The sequence below is a fragment of the Albirhodobacter sp. R86504 genome (assembly GCF_042466415.1).
GTDB lineage: Bacteria > Pseudomonadota > Alphaproteobacteria > Rhodobacterales > Rhodobacteraceae > Albirhodobacter.
Genome location: NZ_JAXHCH010000002.1, coordinates 2,637,363 through 2,654,795 on the forward strand (window position 1 = coordinate 2,637,363; position 17,433 = coordinate 2,654,795).

15 protein-coding genes and 1 pseudogene are annotated in these 17,433 nt (G+C 59.3%); 12 read left to right on the forward strand and 4 right to left on the reverse strand.

Annotated elements, in window-relative coordinates:
- Nucleotide 1: 1 nt before the first annotated feature.
- From SJY32_RS14750 to SJY32_RS14760, 3 genes are all read right to left on the reverse strand, one after another.
- Nucleotides 2-925, reverse strand: a complete 924-nt coding sequence (locus SJY32_RS14750) for a YbhN family protein (protein ID WP_376877010.1) — start codon at nucleotides 923-925, stop codon at nucleotides 2-4.
- A 192-nt stretch (nucleotides 926-1,117) separates the two neighbouring features.
- The gene (locus SJY32_RS14755; protein WP_376877780.1) at nucleotides 1,118-1,747 is read right to left on the reverse strand and encodes a 3-oxoacid CoA-transferase subunit B; all 630 of its coding nucleotides are present in this window, start codon (nucleotides 1,745-1,747) and stop codon (nucleotides 1,118-1,120) included.
- Nucleotides 1,744-2,442 carry a CoA transferase subunit A gene (locus SJY32_RS14760; protein ID WP_376877013.1) on the reverse strand — a complete coding sequence of 233 codons (699 nt, stop codon included), beginning with the start codon at nucleotides 2,440-2,442 and terminating at the stop codon, nucleotides 1,744-1,746. The genes SJY32_RS14755 and SJY32_RS14760 overlap by 4 nt, the downstream gene beginning before the upstream one ends.
- A 163-nt stretch (nucleotides 2,443-2,605) precedes the next feature.
- Between SJY32_RS14760 and dprA the strand changes: the two genes are divergently transcribed.
- Both dprA and topA read left to right on the forward strand, forming a co-directional pair.
- Nucleotides 2,606-3,859 carry a DNA-processing protein DprA gene (dprA, locus tag SJY32_RS14765; RefSeq protein ID WP_376877016.1) on the forward strand — a complete coding sequence of 418 codons (1,254 nt, stop codon included), beginning with the start codon at nucleotides 2,606-2,608 and terminating at the stop codon, nucleotides 3,857-3,859.
- A 163-nt stretch (nucleotides 3,860-4,022) separates the two neighbouring features.
- Nucleotides 4,023-6,803, forward strand: a pseudogene (gene topA, locus SJY32_RS14770) (type I DNA topoisomerase).
- A 78-nt stretch (nucleotides 6,804-6,881) separates the two neighbouring features.
- On the opposite strand, the gene tldD reads toward topA, so the two are convergent.
- Complete coding sequence (tldD, locus tag SJY32_RS14775; RefSeq protein ID WP_376877019.1) at nucleotides 6,882-8,303, reverse strand: metalloprotease TldD; 1,422 nt, start codon at nucleotides 8,301-8,303, stop codon at nucleotides 6,882-6,884.
- Between the two features lie 181 nt (nucleotides 8,304-8,484).
- Between tldD and coxB the strand changes: the two genes are divergently transcribed.
- From coxB to SJY32_RS14825, 10 genes are all read left to right on the forward strand, one after another.
- On the forward strand, nucleotides 8,485-9,330 hold the full coding sequence (gene coxB, locus SJY32_RS14780; RefSeq protein ID WP_376877783.1) for a cytochrome c oxidase subunit II: 846 nt from the start codon (nucleotides 8,485-8,487) through the stop codon (nucleotides 9,328-9,330).
- A gap of 26 nt (nucleotides 9,331-9,356) precedes the next feature.
- Entirely contained in the window at nucleotides 9,357-10,289 is a 933-nt protein-coding gene (gene cyoE, locus SJY32_RS14785; protein ID WP_376877022.1) for a heme o synthase, read from the forward strand.
- Entirely contained in the window at nucleotides 10,290-10,496 is a 207-nt protein-coding gene (locus SJY32_RS14790; protein WP_376877025.1) for a hypothetical protein, read from the forward strand. It abuts the gene before it with no gap.
- A complete protein-coding gene (locus tag SJY32_RS14795) occupies nucleotides 10,493-11,062 on the forward strand; it encodes a cytochrome c oxidase assembly protein (protein WP_376877028.1) in 570 nt (189 codons plus the stop codon). The genes SJY32_RS14790 and SJY32_RS14795 overlap by 4 nt, the downstream gene beginning before the upstream one ends.
- A 9-nt stretch (nucleotides 11,063-11,071) precedes the next feature.
- Nucleotides 11,072-11,872 (forward strand): cytochrome c oxidase subunit 3, encoded by an 801-nt coding sequence (locus SJY32_RS14800; RefSeq protein ID WP_376877031.1) that lies wholly within the window; start codon nucleotides 11,072-11,074, stop codon nucleotides 11,870-11,872.
- An 86-nt stretch (nucleotides 11,873-11,958) separates the two neighbouring features.
- The gene (locus tag SJY32_RS14805; RefSeq protein WP_376877034.1) at nucleotides 11,959-12,651 is read left to right on the forward strand and encodes an SURF1 family protein; all 693 of its coding nucleotides are present in this window, start codon (nucleotides 11,959-11,961) and stop codon (nucleotides 12,649-12,651) included.
- Entirely contained in the window at nucleotides 12,651-14,039 is a 1,389-nt protein-coding gene (gene thrC, locus SJY32_RS14810; RefSeq protein ID WP_376877037.1) for a threonine synthase, read from the forward strand. The genes SJY32_RS14805 and thrC overlap by 1 nt, the downstream gene beginning before the upstream one ends.
- A complete protein-coding gene (locus tag SJY32_RS14815) occupies nucleotides 14,036-15,298 on the forward strand; it encodes a M16 family metallopeptidase (RefSeq protein WP_376877040.1) in 1,263 nt (420 codons plus the stop codon). Before thrC ends, SJY32_RS14815 begins: the two co-directional genes overlap by 4 nt.
- Entirely contained in the window at nucleotides 15,298-15,882 is a 585-nt protein-coding gene (locus SJY32_RS14820) for a GNAT family N-acetyltransferase (RefSeq protein ID WP_376877043.1), read from the forward strand. Before SJY32_RS14815 ends, SJY32_RS14820 begins: the two co-directional genes overlap by 1 nt.
- A gap of 35 nt (nucleotides 15,883-15,917) precedes the next feature.
- Nucleotides 15,918-17,309 carry an FAD-binding oxidoreductase gene (locus tag SJY32_RS14825; RefSeq protein ID WP_376877046.1) on the forward strand — a complete coding sequence of 464 codons (1,392 nt, stop codon included), beginning with the start codon at nucleotides 15,918-15,920 and terminating at the stop codon, nucleotides 17,307-17,309.
- Nucleotides 17,310-17,433: the final 124 nt, after the last annotated feature.

Below are 17,433 nucleotides of genomic sequence, written 5' to 3' on the forward strand. Positions count from 1 at the left end.
GTCAGGCTCTCTTTGATCTTCGTTCGGCAATCGGGAAAATCGCTAATCCGACCGCAATTGCAAACCACAGCGTCGTGAGACGGATCACAGCCGTCGCGGGAATGGAGGTTTCAAGCGGGATGCCCTCAAGTGCGAGGAGCCCGACCATCGCAGCCTCCGCGCCACCCAGCCCGCCGGGCGCGCCCGTTAGGCCACCGGCCAATGTGGCGAACAGGAAAATGGCAATGGCTTTCGCGGCGCCGATGTCAGCACCCATGGCAACCAGGAGCAGGTGGAAGGCGTAGCCCTCCGCGGCCCAGCCCGCCAGACCCGCGAGAAGCCCCAACAACAATGTCGGCCCATGGCTAAAACGCGCGACGAGGCGCGCCGCGGCCCGCGCGCGCGCAAAAACACGCGGCGCACGGCCCAAGAGCCGGTAAACTAGAGTGATCAGCCCCGTCAGCAGAACCGGCCGCGTGGCAACATAGGCCGCACCCAGCGCGAGAATCACGACCGGTGCCGCGCCCTTGATTCCGCCAGTTGCAAAAAGCAAGGTGATCGCAAGCAGCAAAGCCATAGCAGCAAGGTCCGATGCGCGGTCCATCAAGACGAGTGGCGCCGACCGTTCGACCGCCCATCCCGTTTCGCGTTTGATCCAGCGCATCCGCACCAGCTCCCCCACACGGCCTGGCGTGACCGACATCGCGAATCCGCCGATGAAATGCAGCGCATTCACCCCCAGCCCGAGCGGCACACCTAAGCGTCGCGCAAACACGTGCCAACGCACAGACCGCAGACCGTAATTCACCAACGAGAGCGCCAAAAGGCCCGCGACGAGGCCCGCGTTCAGCCGAGTGATTTGCGCCCAAGTTTCCGCCCAGCCCGTTGCGGAGGCGAGGCCCGCAAGGCCAAGCCCTACGAGACCGATTAGACCAATCAGGAGCAATTGATCGCGGGTGCGTTTTGAACGCGGTATTGGGGGGGGCGGTGTCATCATGATAAAGGAGTTAATGACCGAGTTCGTCAAAAATATGAACTTGTTTCTTACGCCTCATGAGACTTGGCGGCTTTGCGGAATAATATGAAAGCGGCCCCGCACGTGGGGCGGGGCCGTAACAGTGTTTGCACAAGGCGATCGTCAATCGACGATGGTCGCCTCGGTGGCCGCACGCAACTCCGTCTCGGTGACCCCTTCCGCGCATTCGACGATTTTGAGGCCGCCCTCCACCACATCCAGAACCCCGAGATTGGTGATGATGCGGTTGACCACGGATTTCCCCGTGAGCGGCAAGGTGCAGGCCTTTAGAACCTTGCTCTCTCCATGTTTATTCGTGTGATCCATCACCACGACAACACGGCCGACCCCCGCGACGAGATCCATCGCGCCGCCCATGCCCTTGACGAGCTTGCCCGGGATCATCCAGTTCGCAAGATCGCCATTCTCGGCGACTTCCATCGCGCCCAAAATCGCCATTGCAATCTTGCCGCCACGGATCATGCCGAACGACGTCGCGCTATCGAAATACGCGGTATTGGGCAATTCGGTGATGGTCTGTTTGCCGGCGTTGATCAGGTCAGGATCTTCGGTGCCGGCGATCGGGAAGGGGCCCATGCCGAGCATTCCGTTTTCGGATTGCAAGGTGACGCTGACGCCTTCGGGGATGAAGTTGGGCACTAAGGTCGGGATGCCGATGCCGAGATTGACATAGGTGCCGTTTTCCAATTCGAGCGCGGCACGTGCCGCCATCTGGTTACGATCCCACATTATTTTGCCTCCCGAACGGTGCGCTGTTCGATCCGTTTTTCGTGATCGCCTTGGATCAGGCGGTGCACATAAATTCCGGGCAGATGGATGTGATCGGGATCAAGGCTGCCGACGGGCACAATCTCCTCGACCTCCATGATGCAGATCTTGCCGCACATCGCGGCAGGGGGATTGAAGTTGCGCGCGGTTTTGCGGAAAATCGCATTGCCGGTTTCATCCGCCTTCCACGCTTTCACAATCGAGATATCTGCGAAGATACCTTCTTCGAGAATATAGGTCTCGCCGTTGAAATCGCGGTGATCTTTCCCTTCTGCAATCACGGTGCCCACGCCGGTTTTCGTATAGAAACCTGGAATGCCGCAGCCGCCCGACCGCATCCGTTCCGCCAATGTGCCTTGCGGATTGAACTCGAGTTCGAGCTCGCCCGACAGGTATTGCCGCATGAATTCCGCGTTCTCGCCAACATAGGACGAGATCATCTTCTTGATCTGGCGCGTATCGAGAAGCTTCCCGAGACCGAATCCGTCTACGCCGCAGTTGTTCGATGCTATCGTCAGATCTTTCACACCGCTTTCGACCAAGGCGTCGATTAACAACTCCGGAATGCCGCAGAGGCCAAATCCGCCTGCGGCAATCATCATTCCGTCGTCCAGCAACCCGTCGAGGGCCGCGGATGCGGAAGGGTAAATTTTAGTCATAGAAGCCTCCCTAATGCTCTGCGCAGACACTGACGCGCGGTAAAGCGTCTGTCAATCGCTGCGCTGCAGCAATGCTCTTCTCGCAGAGAACTGGCGAAGGGACGGTTTTGTAAACTTCTTGTTAACCTTAAGGAGGCAAGGTGAGAGGGCGAATGAGGCTGAGATGGATGGACGGAATTTGTTTTCTCACCCTACCCCCTTCACCCCCACCCCTAAGGAAGAAGACGATATATCCGTCTTGCGCCTCATTCGCTCCCGAAGGGTTGGCCCTTCGACATTTCACAAATTGATCGCTCAATACGGATCAGTCGCCGCTGCGCTGGAGATGTTGCCACATGTCGCCGCCGCGGCCGGCGCACAGGATTATGCCCTGTGCTCGATTGATGCCGCGCGGGCCGAGTTGGATGCAGGCCGTGCATTGGGCGCGACCTTTGTTCAATGGGGCTCGCCGAACTATCCCACCTTGCTGCGCGAGATACCCGATCCACCGCCTGCGCTGTGGATGATCGGCGATATTAAATTGCTAACGCGTCTTTGCGTGGCGGTCGTGGGCGCACGCGCGGCGAGCGGCCTCGGCATTCGAATGACACGGAAGATCGCGCAGGAATTGGGCGAGGCCGGTTGTGTCATCGTGTCTGGGCTGGCGAAAGGTGTGGATTGCGCGGCGCATGAAGCTGCTCTGGAAACGGGCACGATCGCGGTGCAGCCCTGCGGACTGGATGTCCTCTATCCCCGTGAAACAGAGAAATTGGCAAGGGACATTGCCGAAAAAGGGCTTCGACTATCAGAACATCCCATCGGCATGGCGCCGCGGGCGCAGAGTTTTCTCGCACGGAACCGGATTATTTCGGGGCTGTCGCGCGCGCTGGTTGTGACGGAAGCATCGTCGCGGTCGGGCGCTTTGAACGCGGCGCGTCATGCGAGCGATCAGGGGCGCGAAGTCATGGCCGTTCCAGGCCACCCGTTCGAGCCGCGCGCGGCGGGGTGCAACATCCTGATCCGCGACGGTGCGGCGTTGATTCGGGGAGGACGAGATGTCTTGGAGGGGCTGGCCGCGGCCGGGGTTAGCTTGCCGCATGATCCTGAGCCCCGCGCGCTAATCCTTCCGCAAACGCCGCGCCAAGGGCGCGCGCGTCATGAAACCGTGACCGAAGCCGCGACGCCGGATAGGGTCGCGCACTTTGCACACTGCGACGCGGAGCTGCCTCCGCCGCAAACCCAAACGGCACCCCCCGAACTTGACGAGCTTGCACTTGTTGAGTGGATTCTCGGGGCTTTGCAGGCTGGGCCAGTTCAAGAGGATGAGCTATTCCTGCGCTGTCCCGCGCCAACGAACCTGTGTTTGCAAGCGATCTCTGTCCTCGAATTGGAGGGCGAGATCGTGCGTGAGGCGGGTGGACAATTGCGGGCGCTGTGACGCGGGTCTCCCGACGGGTTCGCCCCCCAACTCGCGCGGCGGGTTTGCGATGCGCGGATATCACGTCTATGTCTTGCGGATGCGACGCACATTGACATTCCCCCCTTGTGGGCCACATGTTCCGCGCCCAAAGCATCAGTTCTGCGTGTATTGAGAGGAAGTCATGGCCGTCGTCGTCGTCGAATCCCCCGCCAAGGCCAAGACAATTAACAGTTATCTTGGGTCCAATTACACCGTTCTGGCCTCGTTTGGTCACGTTCGCGACCTTCCTCCCAAGGATGGCTCGGTCGATACCGAGCATGAGTTTGACATGAAATGGGAGATCGCGACCGATAGCAAAAAGCATATCAAGGCGATCACCGATGCGTTGAAAGACGATGACGAATTGATCCTCGCGACCGACCCTGATCGCGAGGGAGAGGCCATTTCGTGGCATTTGCAGGAAGCGTTGGCGTCCAAACTGAAAAATAAGAAGGTCTCTCGCGTGACCTTCAACGCGATCACCAAACCCGCGATTTTGGAGGCAATGAAGCATCCGCGCGAGGTTGATACCGCGCTGGTCGAGGCCTATCTCGCCCGCCGCGCGCTTGATTATCTTGTCGGCTTTAACCTTTCTCCGGTTCTGTGGCGCAAATTGCCGGGCGCGAAGTCGGCAGGTCGCGTGCAATCGGTATGCTTGCGACTGATCGTTGAGCGCGAGATGGAGATCGAGGCCTTCAACGCGCGTGAATACTGGTCCGTGGTTGCGGGTCTAACGACCCCTCGCGGGGCGAGCTTCGAGGCGCGATTGACGGCGCTCGGTGGGAAAAAACTCGATAAGTTTGATCTGTCCAGCCAAGTTGAGACAGAAATGGCGGTGAGTGCGGTGTCGACGCGTGCGCTGACGGTGACCTCTGTTGAGGCCAAGCCGACCACGCGCAACCCTTACCCGCCCTTCATGACGTCAACGCTTCAGCAAGAAGCCAGCCGTAAATTCGGCATGGGCGCGAAGGCCTGCATGGCCTCGGCGCAGCGTCTCTATGAAGCGGGCTACATCACCTATATGCGGACGGATGGCATCGATATGGCCCCCGAGGCCGTGGCGCAGGCGCGTGATGCCATCAAGGATAAGTTCGGCGACAAATATGTCCCCGCCCAGCCGCGTATCTACAAAAATAAGGCCAAGAACGCGCAAGAGGCGCATGAATGTATCCGTCCAACAGACATGCATCAGGCGCCGTCGGCTCTGAAGCTTTCGGATGATCAGTTCAAGCTTTACGACCTCATCTGGAAGCGCACCCTCGCATCGCAAATGGCGGCGGCCGTCATGGAGCGTACGACGGTTGATCTGGGGTCAAAGGACGGTCAGGTGGAGCTTCGTGCCACGGGGCAAGTTGTGACCTTCGACGGGTTCCTTAAAATTTACGATCAAGGTCGCGATGATGACGAGGGCGAAGATGGCGCGCGTCTGCCGCAGATCATGCAAGGCGAGAAGGTCACCTTGGCTGCCGGCCAATACGAGCAAGCCTTTGCAAAGGCGCGCGGCGAGGCGGAGCTGATCGAGACGAGCGGCATCCAGCGCTGTGATGCCGCCGTGATGGATGCGGCGGCTGCTGTTTACGGTGGCCAGCACTTCACGCAACCGCCCCCCCGCTATACCGAGGCCACCTTGGTAAAACGGATGGAGGAGCTCGGCATCGGGCGCCCGTCCACCTATGCATCGATCGTGACGACGATTTAGGATCGCGGCTATGTTCTTAAAGACAAGAACCGTCTTGTTCCCGAGGATAAAGGCCGTCTCGTGACGATCTTCCTGAGCAACTATTTCAGCCGCTATGTCCAATATGATTTCACGGCGGATCTGGAAGACCAGCTTGATGACGTGTCGGCGGGCGAGCGCGATTACAAAGAGGTGCTTGCGCGCTTCTGGCGTGATTTCTCGGCGGCGATCGCCGAGACGTCCGAGCTAAGAATCACTGAAGTTTTGGAAAAGATCGACGAAGTTCTGTCGCCGCATCTTTATCCGCCGCGTCCTGACGGATCGAACCCGAAGATTTGTCCGGTGTGCGGTGTGGGCGAGCTTCATTTGAAGACGGCACGGTCGGGCGGCGCTTTCATCGGCTGCAAGAGCTATCCTGAGTGTCGCTACACGCGCCCGATCTCTGCCCCCGGGGATGGGTCGGCCGCGGCATTAGATGGCACCGTCTTGGGTATGGATGAAGGTTTGGAAGTCACATTGCGCGTTGGGCGGTTTGGTCCTTATGTGCAAAAAGGCGAGCCAACCGAGGACGCGCCGAAGCCGCCGCGTGCATCGCTTCCCAAAGGGTGGGAGCCTGCCGAGCTGACGTTTGATCGCGCACTCGAGTTGCTGTCTTTGCCGCGCGAGATTGGTCCGCACCCTGAAGATGGCGAGATGATCGAGGCTGCGATTGGCCGTTATGGCCCTTACGTGAAGCACGGGAAGATCTACGCTAACCTCTCGGACGTTGAGGAGGTGTTCACCGTCGGGATGAACCGTGCGCTCGTTGTTCTGGCGGAAAAGGCGGCCCGTGGCCCTGGTCGTGGCGCTGCAGCTCAGCCGATCAAGGAGTTGGGCGAGCATCCCGATGGCGGTCCGGTTCAGGTGATGCCGGGGCGGTATGGGCCCTATGTCAAATGGGCGAAAGTAAATGCGACTTTGCCTAAAGAGATCGAGCCCGAAGATATGACGATGGAGCTTGCTCTGCCGTTGATCGAGGCCAAGGCGTCGAAGGGCGGCAAGAAAAAAGCTGCGCCTAAGAAGGCCGCGCCCAAGAAAGCGCCGGCAAAGGCAGCGGCGGCGAAGAAGCCCGCAGCCAAAAAGCCCGCCGCGAAAGCCGCCACCACGAAGGCCGCCGCTGCGAAGAAACCGGCCGCCAAGAAAGCAACGGCTGAGAAGGCCGCGCCCAAGGACGTTACCGATAAGGGCGATGATATTCCGTTCTAAGCGGCGGATGGTTCAATAAAAAAGCCTGCGCAGATAACGTGTCTGCGCAGGCTTTGTTTTGTTTGCGACCCTTGCGGTTTACTTCGCCGAACCGCCGACGGTCAGGCCCCCGATCATGAGCGTAGGTTGGCCGACACCCACCGGCACCCATTGCCCTGCCTTGCCGCAGTTTCCGATGCCGGGATCCAGCGCCATATCATTGCCGATCGCACGAATCTGACGCATCGCAGTCGGGCCGTCGCCGATCAAAGTCGCCCCTTTTACCGGCGCGCCGACGACCCCGTTTTTAACGCGGTAGGCCTCTGTGCAGCTGAAGACGAACTTCCCGTTGGTGATGTCGACCTGACCGCCGCCGAAGCCAACCGCATAGATGCCGTCTTTCAGGTCCCCAAGGATCTCCTTCGGATCGGCGTCCCCGCCCAGCATATAAGTGTTGGTCATGCGTGGCATCGGGATATGAGCGTGGCTCTCGCGCCGCCCGTTGCCCGTTGGTTTCACGCCCATCAACCGCGCATTCTGGCGGTCTTGCATGTAGCCGACGAGAATGCCGTCCTCGATCAAGACGTTTTTTGCCGAGGGCGTGCCTTCATCGTCGAAGGTCAAAGACCCACGGCGATCCGGAAGGGTCCCATCATCGAGGACCGTAACGCCACGGGCTGCGACTTGTTGTCCCATCAATCCTGAAAACGCGGAGGATTTCTTGCGATTGAAGTCCCCCTCCAACCCATGGCCAACCGCCTCATGAAGCAAGATCCCGGGCCAACCTGCGCCGAGGACGACATCCATTTGCCCTGCTGGCGCTGCCTCAGCCGAGAGGTTCACCAAGGCGATCCGCAAAGCTTCGCGCGTTTGCGCCTTCCAGTGATCCGGCGTCATCAGCTGCGCCAAACCGTGCCGTCCGCCGCCGCCTGTGCCGCCAGATTCGCGGCGGCCGTTTTCTTCAACGATCACGGAGACATTCATCCGCGCCATTGGCCGGACATCGGTCATCACCCCGCCCTCCGGTCGCATGATGACAACCTCCTGCAGCGACGCCGCAACGGTGGCGGACACCTGCACCACGCGCGGGTCCAGATCACGCGCGAAGGCATCAATCTCGCGTAAAAGCTCGATTTTTGCGGGGAAGGGGGCATCCGACATCGGATCGAGATCGGCATAAAGATGGCGGTTCGTGCCTTGCGGCGCAGGCGCCATGACGCCGCCTCCGTCGCCGACGGCAAGGCGGGCAGTCTGTGCGGCGCGGGTGATGGCCGATTCGGAGATCTCGGTTGCATGTGCGTAGCCTGCGACTTCTCCGCGCACCGCGCGCAGGCCGAAGCCTTCCGAGGCGTCGTAAGATGCGTTGCGAAGCCGGCCATCATCGAAGCTCAATGCCTCGGAACGGCGGCGTTCGAGGAACAATTCCCCGTCATCTGCGCCATTTACGGCGGCCTGAAGGATGGCAAGCGCGCGTCCTTCGTCGATCATGGTCTCGAAGGGGGCGAAGCGTTCATCGGTCATGTGCAGTCCTTTGGGCTTGATTCGGAAGGAAAAGCGGCTTGTTTTCGCACCTTTCGCTTGCGATAGCTCTAGGATATGTTGTCTACCAGCAAACATTCAACGGGGCATTGGTTCGGGAGCCAATGTGCCGTCCGCGGCCTGACGGTCGTTTAAGGGAACGGGAGTTACTATGCATTTTGCCATGATTCGCCGCGGCTTGGCTGCCGCAACTGTGGCCACCCTCGGCGCTGGGATGGCTTTCGCTCAGGACGGGATCTCGGTGCCAAGCATCGGGAAGCCGCATGACAAGGGGCTTGGTTTCCAACCTGCCGCGTCGGAGCTGGCTGTCGATCAGCAGTGGCTCGATCACATGATGCTGGTGTTGATCACCGTCATCACGATCTTCGTCGTCGGCCTGCTGGCTTACGCGATTGTGCGCTTCAACCGCCGCGCAAACCCTGTTCCGGCACGGTTTACCCATAACACGCCGATCGAGATCGCTTGGACCATCATTCCGATCGTGATTCTCGTCTTCGTTGGCGCGTTCTCGCTGCCGACCCTGTTCAAGCAACAGGAAATTCCTGCAGGTGACATCACGATCAAAGTTACCGGCAACCAGTGGTACTGGAGCTATGAGTACCTCGACGAGGAAGTCAGCTTCGACGCTCTGATGTTGCCGCGCGAAGATCTGGCAGCTTACGGCTATGCTGAGGATGAATATCTCTTGGCGGTTGATAACGCGGTGATCCTGCCTGTGAACAAAACCGTTGTGATGGAAGTCACCGGCGCGGACGTGATCCACTCGTGGACCATTCCTGCCTTCGCCGTGAAGCAAGACGCCGTACCAGGCCGGACCGCCCAGCTGTGGTTCAAGCCAACCATGGAAGGCACATTCTTCGGTCAATGTTCGGAGATCTGCGGCAAAGACCACGCCTACATGCCGATCGCAGTCAAAGTCGTGAGCCAAGAAGTCTACGACCAGTGGCTCGCGCAGCAGCAAGCGTCCTTGGCGCCTGCCGAGGCTGTGAAGCTCGCTTCGGCTGAGTGAAAGCATAGAGGAGTAGGACGGCGCGCATGACGGATATCAGCACATTTAACGACTCCCGTGAGGGCGACGGGCAATTTGGCGACTATGTCGCCTTGCTCAAGCCGCGTGTGATGTCGCTAGTGGTGTTCACGGCGCTGGTCGGCTTGATCGTTGCGCCCGGCTCTGTGCATCCGTTCGTCGGTTTTGTTTCCATCTTGTTCATCGCGCTCGGGGGCGGGGCCTCCGGCGCGCTGAATATGTGGTATGACGCCGATATTGATCGTGTGATGGGCCGGACCAAAGGCCGCCCGATTCCCGCGGGGCGTGTCTCCGAAGGTGAGGCTCTCGGCTTCGGTCTGGCGCTCTCGGGGATCTCCTGCGTGATGCTGGCGTTGGCCGCCAATGTTTTCGCGGGCCTGTTCCTCGCCTTCACGATCTTCTTCTACGCGGTCGTCTACACCGTCTGGCTGAAACGCTCGACGCCCCAAAACATCGTCATTGGTGGGGCGGCAGGGGCCTTCCCCCCGATGATCGGTTGGGCGGTTGCGACGGGCGGTATCTCCGTCGAATCAGTTCTGATGTTCGCTGTTATCTTCCTGTGGACACCGCCGCACTTCTGGGCGTTGGCGCTGTTCATGAATGATGACTACACGAAGGCCGGTGTTCCGATGCTTCCGGTTACGCATGGCCGCCGCGTCACGCGCAAGCATATCTTCGGCTACACACTAATCCTCGCGCCATTCGCGCTGGCTCTGGCATTCACCTCGATCGGCGGGCCTGCGTATGGCTTGACCGCCGTGATCTTCAATATCCTGTTCATCCGCGGTGGTTGGGTTATTCTCAAACGCTCGGAAGACGCCGCGAATGCAGATAATTTTGCCGTTGAGCGTCGTTTCTTCAAATTCTCGCTGCTCTACCTGTTCTGCCATTTCTCGGCGCTACTGGTCGATGCTGCCCTGCGCGCGACCGGAGTTCTGTAAATGGCCATTACTAAAGATCACGAACTCCACACGCGCCGTTTTGGCCGCAACTTGGGCCTTGGCGTTGTTCTTGTAGCCTTCGTCGCTTTGGTCTTTGGCCTGACGATTGTGAAAGTGACCCGTGGTGGAAGCCTGGAAGGCAGCGATCATTCCGTGCGCAACTCTCTTCTGCCAGCAGATGCGCCGGCCAGCGGAGCCCCTCAATGAATGCAAATAACAAAGTTCTCGCGCGTCTCGTAGGCGTGGTTGTGTTGATGGGGGCGGCCTCATGGGCGGCTGTGCCTTTCTACAATTGGTTCTGCGCCACGACAGGGTTCGCCGGAACGCCGCGCGTCGCAACCGTGGCGCCCGACCACAGCTTGGACGAAACCGTCACCGTGCGGTTTATCGGCTCCGTCGAAAAAGGGATGCCTTGGAAGTTCGGCCCGATCGAGAAAGAGATGACCATCAAGATCGGTGAGACAGGGCTCGCCTTCTATGAGGCCGTCAATCTCTCGGATCGCCCCGTTGCCGGCACCGCAGCTTATAACGTTGGCCCCGATCAAGCGGGTTACTTCTTCGAGAAGATCGACTGCTTCTGCTTTACCGAGCAAGTTTTGCAACCCGGCGAACGGGTTGAGATGCCGGTATCCTTCTTCGTCGATCCAGCCATCGTAGATGATCGTGATGCCGGTTATATCCGCAACATCACGCTCTCCTATACTTTCTTTGAAACCGACCTTCCGGTCGATCAGGCCAGCCTGACGACCCAAGACCCCAAGACCGTCAACTGAGGGACAGCCATGGCACACGCTAAGAACCACGATTACCACATTCTGCGCCCGTCGATCTGGCCGCTTTTGAGCTCGATCGCGACCGCCATCATGCTCGGCGGCGCGGCTGTCTGGATGAAAGGCATGACGCCCTTCATCTTCCTCGCCGGTCTCGTCGGCACGCTTTATTCGATGTTCGGATGGTGGTCTGACGTTGTCGCAGAAGGCGAAAACGGGGAATACACACCTGTTATCCGTATCGGCCTGCAATACGGCTTCTTGCTGTTCATCATGTCCGAAGTCATGTTCTTCGTCGCGTGGTTCTGGTCGTTCTTCAAACACGCAATGTATCCGATGGGCCCGCTCTCGCCCGCAGTGGATGGCGTTTGGCCTCCGGCCGGTATTGAAACCTTCGATCCTTGGCATTTGCCGCTGATCAATACCGTCATCTTGTTGCTGTCCGGTGTGACTTTGACGTGGGCGCACCATGCGCTCGTGCATGACAACAACCGCAAAGACATGCGCGACGGCTTGATCCTGACGGTTCTGTTGGGGGCGCTGTTCACTTGTTTCCAAGTTTATGAATACTCGCACGCCGCTTTCGGCTTGGCGGGCAACATCTACGGCGCAAACTTCTTTATGGCGACGGGCTTCCACGGCTTCCACGTTCTTGTCGGTACGATCTTCTTGTTGGTCTGCTTGGTGCGCTTGCAAAAGGGTCACTTCACGCAAGAAAACCATACAGGCTTCGAGACTGCCGCATGGTACTGGCACTTCGTTGATGTGGTGTGGTTGTTCCTGTTCGCATCAATCTATATCTGGGGCCAATAAGCCCGAGCTGACGGTTTACCAAAAGCGCGGGGGGCAACCTCCGCGCTTTTTTGTTTCAAACTCGGCCAGCCTGTCGCACTGGAGCTATGATGAAAAAATACCTATTCCCCGCGATCCTTGGCATCGTTGGCTGTGCGATTCTCATCAACCTCGGGATGTGGCAATTGCGGCGCCTTGCGTGGAAGGAAGCGATGCTCGCTGAGATTTCCGCCCAGATCAATGATACCCCCGTTGAGCTGCCTACCGTACCGGAGGATCCTGCGAGTTTGAAATACCTTCCCGTCGTGACGCCCGGGGCGACGACGGGCGAGGAGATCTTGATGCTGACGGGGCGTCAAGGTCAGGGCGCAGGCTATGAGGTCATTTCGGCCTTCGAAACGGGTGACGGGCGCCGCATTCTCGTAGATCGCGGTTTCTTGCGCGAGGTTGATCGCTACGCCGAGCGTCCTGCGGTGCCTTTGGTTGTACGCGGGAACCTCCATTGGCCGGAGGAGGCCGACAGCTACACGCCAGAGCCTGATCTGGCGGCGGGTGTGTGGTATGCGAGGGACGTCGAGCGGATGGCGGCTCATTTGAAAACTGAGCCGATTTTGATCGTGGCCTCCGCGGTTGAGGGCGATCTGCAATCAGTCGATCCAAACCCAATCACGATTACAGGCATAAAGAACGACCATAAAGGCTATGCAATCACGTGGTTTTTGCTCGCGACAGTATGGGCGGGGATGACACTTCTGTTCACGTGGCGTATCAGGCGACAAGGGATCTCTAGGAGGGATTGATGCGGTATATTTCGACACGGGGCCAAGCGCCTGAATTGACCTTTGGCGAAGCGATGCTCACAGGGCTCGCGCGCGATGGCGGCTTGTATGTTCCCGCCCAGATCCCGCAATGGTCGCACGACGATATCAAGGCTCTTGCTGGACTGTCCTATGAGGACGTCGCCTACCGCGTGATGCAGCCGTTCTGCGGTGAGACTTTCTCGGATGCTGAGCTCAAAGAGGCGATTGCCAAAGCATATGCCGGCTTCGGCCATGCCGCCCGCGCGCCAATCAAGCAACTCGCGCCGAACCACTTCTTGCTGGAGTTGTTCCACGGGCCGACGCTCGCGTTCAAAGATTTTGCGATGCAGATTATTGGCCAGTTGTTCCAGATCGCGCTCGCGAAAGAAGGCCGTAAGATCACCATTGTCGGCGCGACCTCGGGCGATACCGGTTCGGCGGCGATCGAGGCGTTCCGGGGCCTCGATAATGTCGACGTGTTTATCCTGTTCCCGCATGGCCGCGTGTCCGATGTGCAGCGCCGCCAGATGACGACCCCGATTGAGGATAACGTCCACGCGCTGGCGTTGGATGGCGATTTCGACGATTGTCAGGGCAAACTGAAAGACATGTTCAACCATTTCGAGTTCCGCGATGCGGTGGGGCTTGCGGGTGTGAATTCCATCAACTGGGCGCGGGTTTTGGCGCAGGTGGTGTACTACTTTACCGCCGCCGTCACGCTTGGGGCTCCCGATCGCAAGATCAGCTTTACCGTGCCAACCGGCAACTTCGGTGACATCTTTGCAGGGTATATCGCCAAATCGATGGGGCTGCCGATCGATCAACTGGTGATCGCAACAAACCAGAACGACATATTGCACCGCTGCCTGACAACTGGCCGGTATGAGATGGACGGTGTGAAGGCGTCGATCTCGCCGTCGATGGACATCCAGATCTCCTCCAATTTCGAGCGCGCCTTGTTCATGGCCTACGGCCAAGATGGGGCGGCTGTAACTCAACTGATGGACGAGCTTAAAACCACGGGGGGCTTCACTGTCAGCCAAGGCGCGTTGGAAGCTCTACGCGAGATTTATGCTTCGGGCCGCGTTTCGGAGGATCAGACCTCCGCGCAGATCAAAGACGAATTGGTCCGCTCGGGTGAGTTGCTTTGCCCGCATTCCGCGATCGGTGTGCATGTCGCAGATCAGCATCTCGGCGCCGTCCCGATGGTGACCCTTGCAACGGCGCATCCCGCCAAATTCCCCGACGCGGTTGAGGCCGCGACAGGCATCCGGCCCGCGCTTCCAGAGCGGATGGGTGACTTGTTTGATCGGCCAGAGCGCGTAACGCGCGTTCCCAATGACCTAAGCGCCCTCGAGGCGCTAATCCAAGAGAGGCGCCGCGTTTGAGCGTAGAATTTACCACGCTGCCCAATGGGCTGAGAGTTGTGACTGAACATATGCCGGGGCTGCTTTCGGCCTCTGTCGGAATATGGGTGAACGCCGGCGGCCGCCACGAGCGGCTCGAGCAAAATGGCATTGCGCATTTCTTGGAGCATATGGCGTTTAAAGGCACCAAGACCCGGAGCGCCTTGCAGATTGCTGAGGAAATCGAAGATGTTGGCGGATATATCAACGCCTACACTTCTCGCGAGATGACAGCGTATTACGCTCGCGTATTGGCGGCTGATGTCCCTTTGGCGTTGGGAGTGATCGCGGATATCGTTTTGAACCCCGTCTTTGATCCACGCGAGATCGAGGTGGAGCGTCACGTCATCCTGTCCGAAATCGGTCAAACGCTAGATACTCCGGATGATATTATCTTCGATTGGCTGCAAGAGGCGGCATACCCCGATCAATCGATCGGCCGGACGATTTTGGGCCCCGCATCGCGCGTCAAATCCTTCAACCGGGATGATTTCGCAGGGTTCGTCTCCGAGCATTACGGACCGGACCAAATGATCCTGTCGGCTGCGGGGGCTGTTGATCACGATGCGCTCGTTAGAATGGCCGAAACGCTCTTTGCTGACGCGAAACGCTCAAGCGCGGCAGTCGCACAGCCCGCGACTTGGAAGGGCGCAGAGCGCCGTGAGGTCAAAGCTCTGGAGCAGGCCCATTTTGCGATCGGTTTTGAAGCGCCCGCGTTCCATGATCCCGATCTCTACACCGCGCAGGTTTACACCACAGCGCTGGGGGGCGGGATGTCCTCACGCTTGTTCCAGAAAATTCGCGAGGAGCGGGGCCTGTGTTATTCGATTTTCGCGCAGGCTGGTGCCCATGAAGACACCGGCATGATGACGATCTACGCGGGCACATCTGAGGACGAAATCGCGTCGCTTGCCGAGTTGACGATCGACGAGTTGAAGCGTGCGGCGGACGATATGACCGAAGTCGAAGTGTCCCGTGCGCGTGCGCAGATGAAGGCCGGCATGTTGATGGGGCTGGAAAGCCCGTCGAGCCGCGCAGAGCGTATGGCGCGCAACATCGCCATTTACGGATCTGTGCCAGATCTTGAAACGGTGACCGCGAAGATTGAAGCCGTAGATCTGGGCCGTGTCCGCGACTATGCGAAGGCGCTGGTTGGGTCGCAAAACTCCGCTTTGGCGCTTTACGGTCCTGTTCGCTCTGCGCCAAGTCTGGACACCCTCCGCGAGCGGCTTCTGGCCTGATGTTCGGGCGGCGCCGCAAGATCGGGATCGAGACGGAGCGGCTCACGCTCCGGCTTCCCGCGCATGGCGATTGGCAAGCTTGGGCGTCCCTGCGCAGCGAAAGCCGCGCATTCGTGAGCCCGTGGGAGCCAGCCTGGGCGCCAGACCATCTGACGCGCAAGGCGTTTACGAACCGTGTGTATTGGGCGACGCGCGCCGAATCCTCTGGCACCGCGCTGCCGCTGTTTATGGTGCGCCGATCCGATCGCCAAATTATCGGCGGCGTAACACTGGACAATATCCGCCGCGGGCCTTCGCAGGCGGGGACTTTGGGCTACTGGGTCGGGGAACGTTTCGCGCGCAACGGCTACATGCGCGAAGCCATTGCAGCGGTGGTCCATCACGCGTTCCAAGTCATGGATCTAAGCCGGATCGAGGCCGCGTGCCTTCCCGAGAACACCCCCTCACGCGGCGTTTTGGAGAAATCCGGTTTCAAATATGAAGGCGTTGCGCAGAGTTATCTGCAAATCAACAATCGTTGGCGCAACCATGTGCTATACGCCAATCTGCGCAGTGATCGCCGCGGTCGCACCGATATCGGGTGAGCGGGGGCGAGGATTGCTTCTTTGAGGAGAGACCGATGCTAAACCCCGCCGATCAAGATTTTATTCAGCATCTGCAAGGCCTTGGGATTGATGTCATCGCCCCGGATACTGGCTATCTTGTTGAGCCGCGCGGGCGTTACCATGGCATTGCGGGCGGCGTCGCCCGCCCGACAGATACCGAGCAAGTCTCCCTGATATTGCGCGAGGCAAATGCGCGGCGCATCGGCGTCGTGCCATTTGGCGGCGGCACAGGGCTTGTCGGAGGGCAGGTGATGCAAGAGGGCGCGGCGCCGCTTTTGCTGTCACTGGAGAAAATGACCCGCGTCCGTTCGGTCGATCCGGTCGGTAACGTGATGGTGGTGGAGGGCGGTGTCACCCTTCAGAACTGCCGTGAGGCCGCTAGTGACGCAGACCGGATGTTTCCGCTTGCGCTTGCCTCGCAAGGCACAGCGCGGATTGGTGGCTGCCTGTCCACCAATGCGGGCGGCGTGAACGTACTGCGCTATGGGAATGCGCGCGAGCTGTGTTTGGGCGTTGAGGCCGTTACGGCTGACGGCACCATCTTGCGCGGGCTCAAGCGCTTGCGCAAGGATAACACCGGTTATGACCTGCGCGGATTGCTGATCGGCTCGGAAGGGACGCTCGGGGTGATCACGGCGGCCTCTTTGCGGCTAGTGACGCCTCCGTTTGAAACGGGCGTCGCGCTGATGTCGGTGCGCTCGCCGCAGGCGGCCCTGGAACTACTGGCACGGGCAGAGGCGAGGATGGCGGGCAATGTCACTGCCTTCGAGTTGATCTCGAAACAGGGCTTGGATTTCTTGCGCGAGGTTGGCCCGCAAAGTGTGATGCCGCTTGGCCAGGCGGATTGGATGGTTCTGATGGAGCTTGGCCTGCCTGCTGGCGTTGGTGCTGAGGCCGCTTTCGCAGATATTTACGACGAGGCGTTGGTGCTCGATGCAGCCGTTGCGCAAAGCGCGGCACAAGCGCAGGCGATGTGGGCGATGCGTGAGAACCTACCGCAAGCAAACAAGCGTATCGGATCGATCTCATCGCATGATATCTCCGTTCCGCTGGCGGATATCCCTGCGTTTATCACGCGCGCCACGCAAGCGATCGCGGAGCTCGGGGCGTTTCGCATCAATTGTTTTGGTCACGTCGGCGACGGCAATTTGCATTTCAATGTCTTCCCTCCGCAAGGGCATGAAAAATCCGAATTCGATCCGCTGCGCGCTGCGATCAAACGCTGCGTGCATGAGGTTGTGGATCAGTTCGACGGCTCGGTCTCGGCGGAGCACGGTGTCGGTCGGTTGAAAGTCGAAGATCTGGAGAGGTTCACAGATCCGGCGAAACTCACCTTGATGCGGGCGGTGAAATCCGCGCTCGATCCAAACGGTATCATGAATCCCGGCGCTGTTCTGAGGGCTTGATAGGCGACATCGCTCGATTTTAGGGGAAGAAATCGGTTGCGCCCTGCTTAGGGGTGGAAGCAGGGCGCGCCGATTGAGGTTCACGTGTTTTGCAAGTAGCCCTGAACCATCAGGCATCTCTGTG

Coding starts and splice junctions, on each gene's coding strand:
- SJY32_RS14795 (WP_376877028.1), top strand. CDS start 10,493: ATGAATGCAAATAACAAAGTTCTCGCGCGTCTCGTAGGCGTGGTTGTG.
- cyoE (WP_376877022.1), top strand. CDS start 9,357: ATGACGGATATCAGCACATTTAACGACTCCCGTGAGGGCGACGGGCAA.
- thrC (WP_376877037.1), top strand. CDS start 12,651: ATGCGGTATATTTCGACACGGGGCCAAGCGCCTGAATTGACCTTTGGC.
- tldD (WP_376877019.1), bottom strand. CDS start 8,303: ATGACCGATGAACGCTTCGCCCCCTTCGAGACCATGATCGACGAAGGA.
- SJY32_RS14790 (WP_376877025.1), top strand. CDS start 10,290: ATGGCCATTACTAAAGATCACGAACTCCACACGCGCCGTTTTGGCCGC.
- SJY32_RS14760 (WP_376877013.1), bottom strand. CDS start 2,442: ATGACTAAAATTTACCCTTCCGCATCCGCGGCCCTCGACGGGTTGCTG.
- SJY32_RS14805 (WP_376877034.1), top strand. CDS start 11,959: ATGATGAAAAAATACCTATTCCCCGCGATCCTTGGCATCGTTGGCTGT.
- SJY32_RS14825 (WP_376877046.1), top strand. CDS start 15,918: ATGCTAAACCCCGCCGATCAAGATTTTATTCAGCATCTGCAAGGCCTT.
- coxB (WP_376877783.1), top strand. CDS start 8,485: ATGATTCGCCGCGGCTTGGCTGCCGCAACTGTGGCCACCCTCGGCGCT.
- dprA (WP_376877016.1), top strand. CDS start 2,606: ATGGATGGACGGAATTTGTTTTCTCACCCTACCCCCTTCACCCCCACC.
- SJY32_RS14800 (WP_376877031.1), top strand. CDS start 11,072: ATGGCACACGCTAAGAACCACGATTACCACATTCTGCGCCCGTCGATC.
- SJY32_RS14820 (WP_376877043.1), top strand. CDS start 15,298: ATGTTCGGGCGGCGCCGCAAGATCGGGATCGAGACGGAGCGGCTCACG.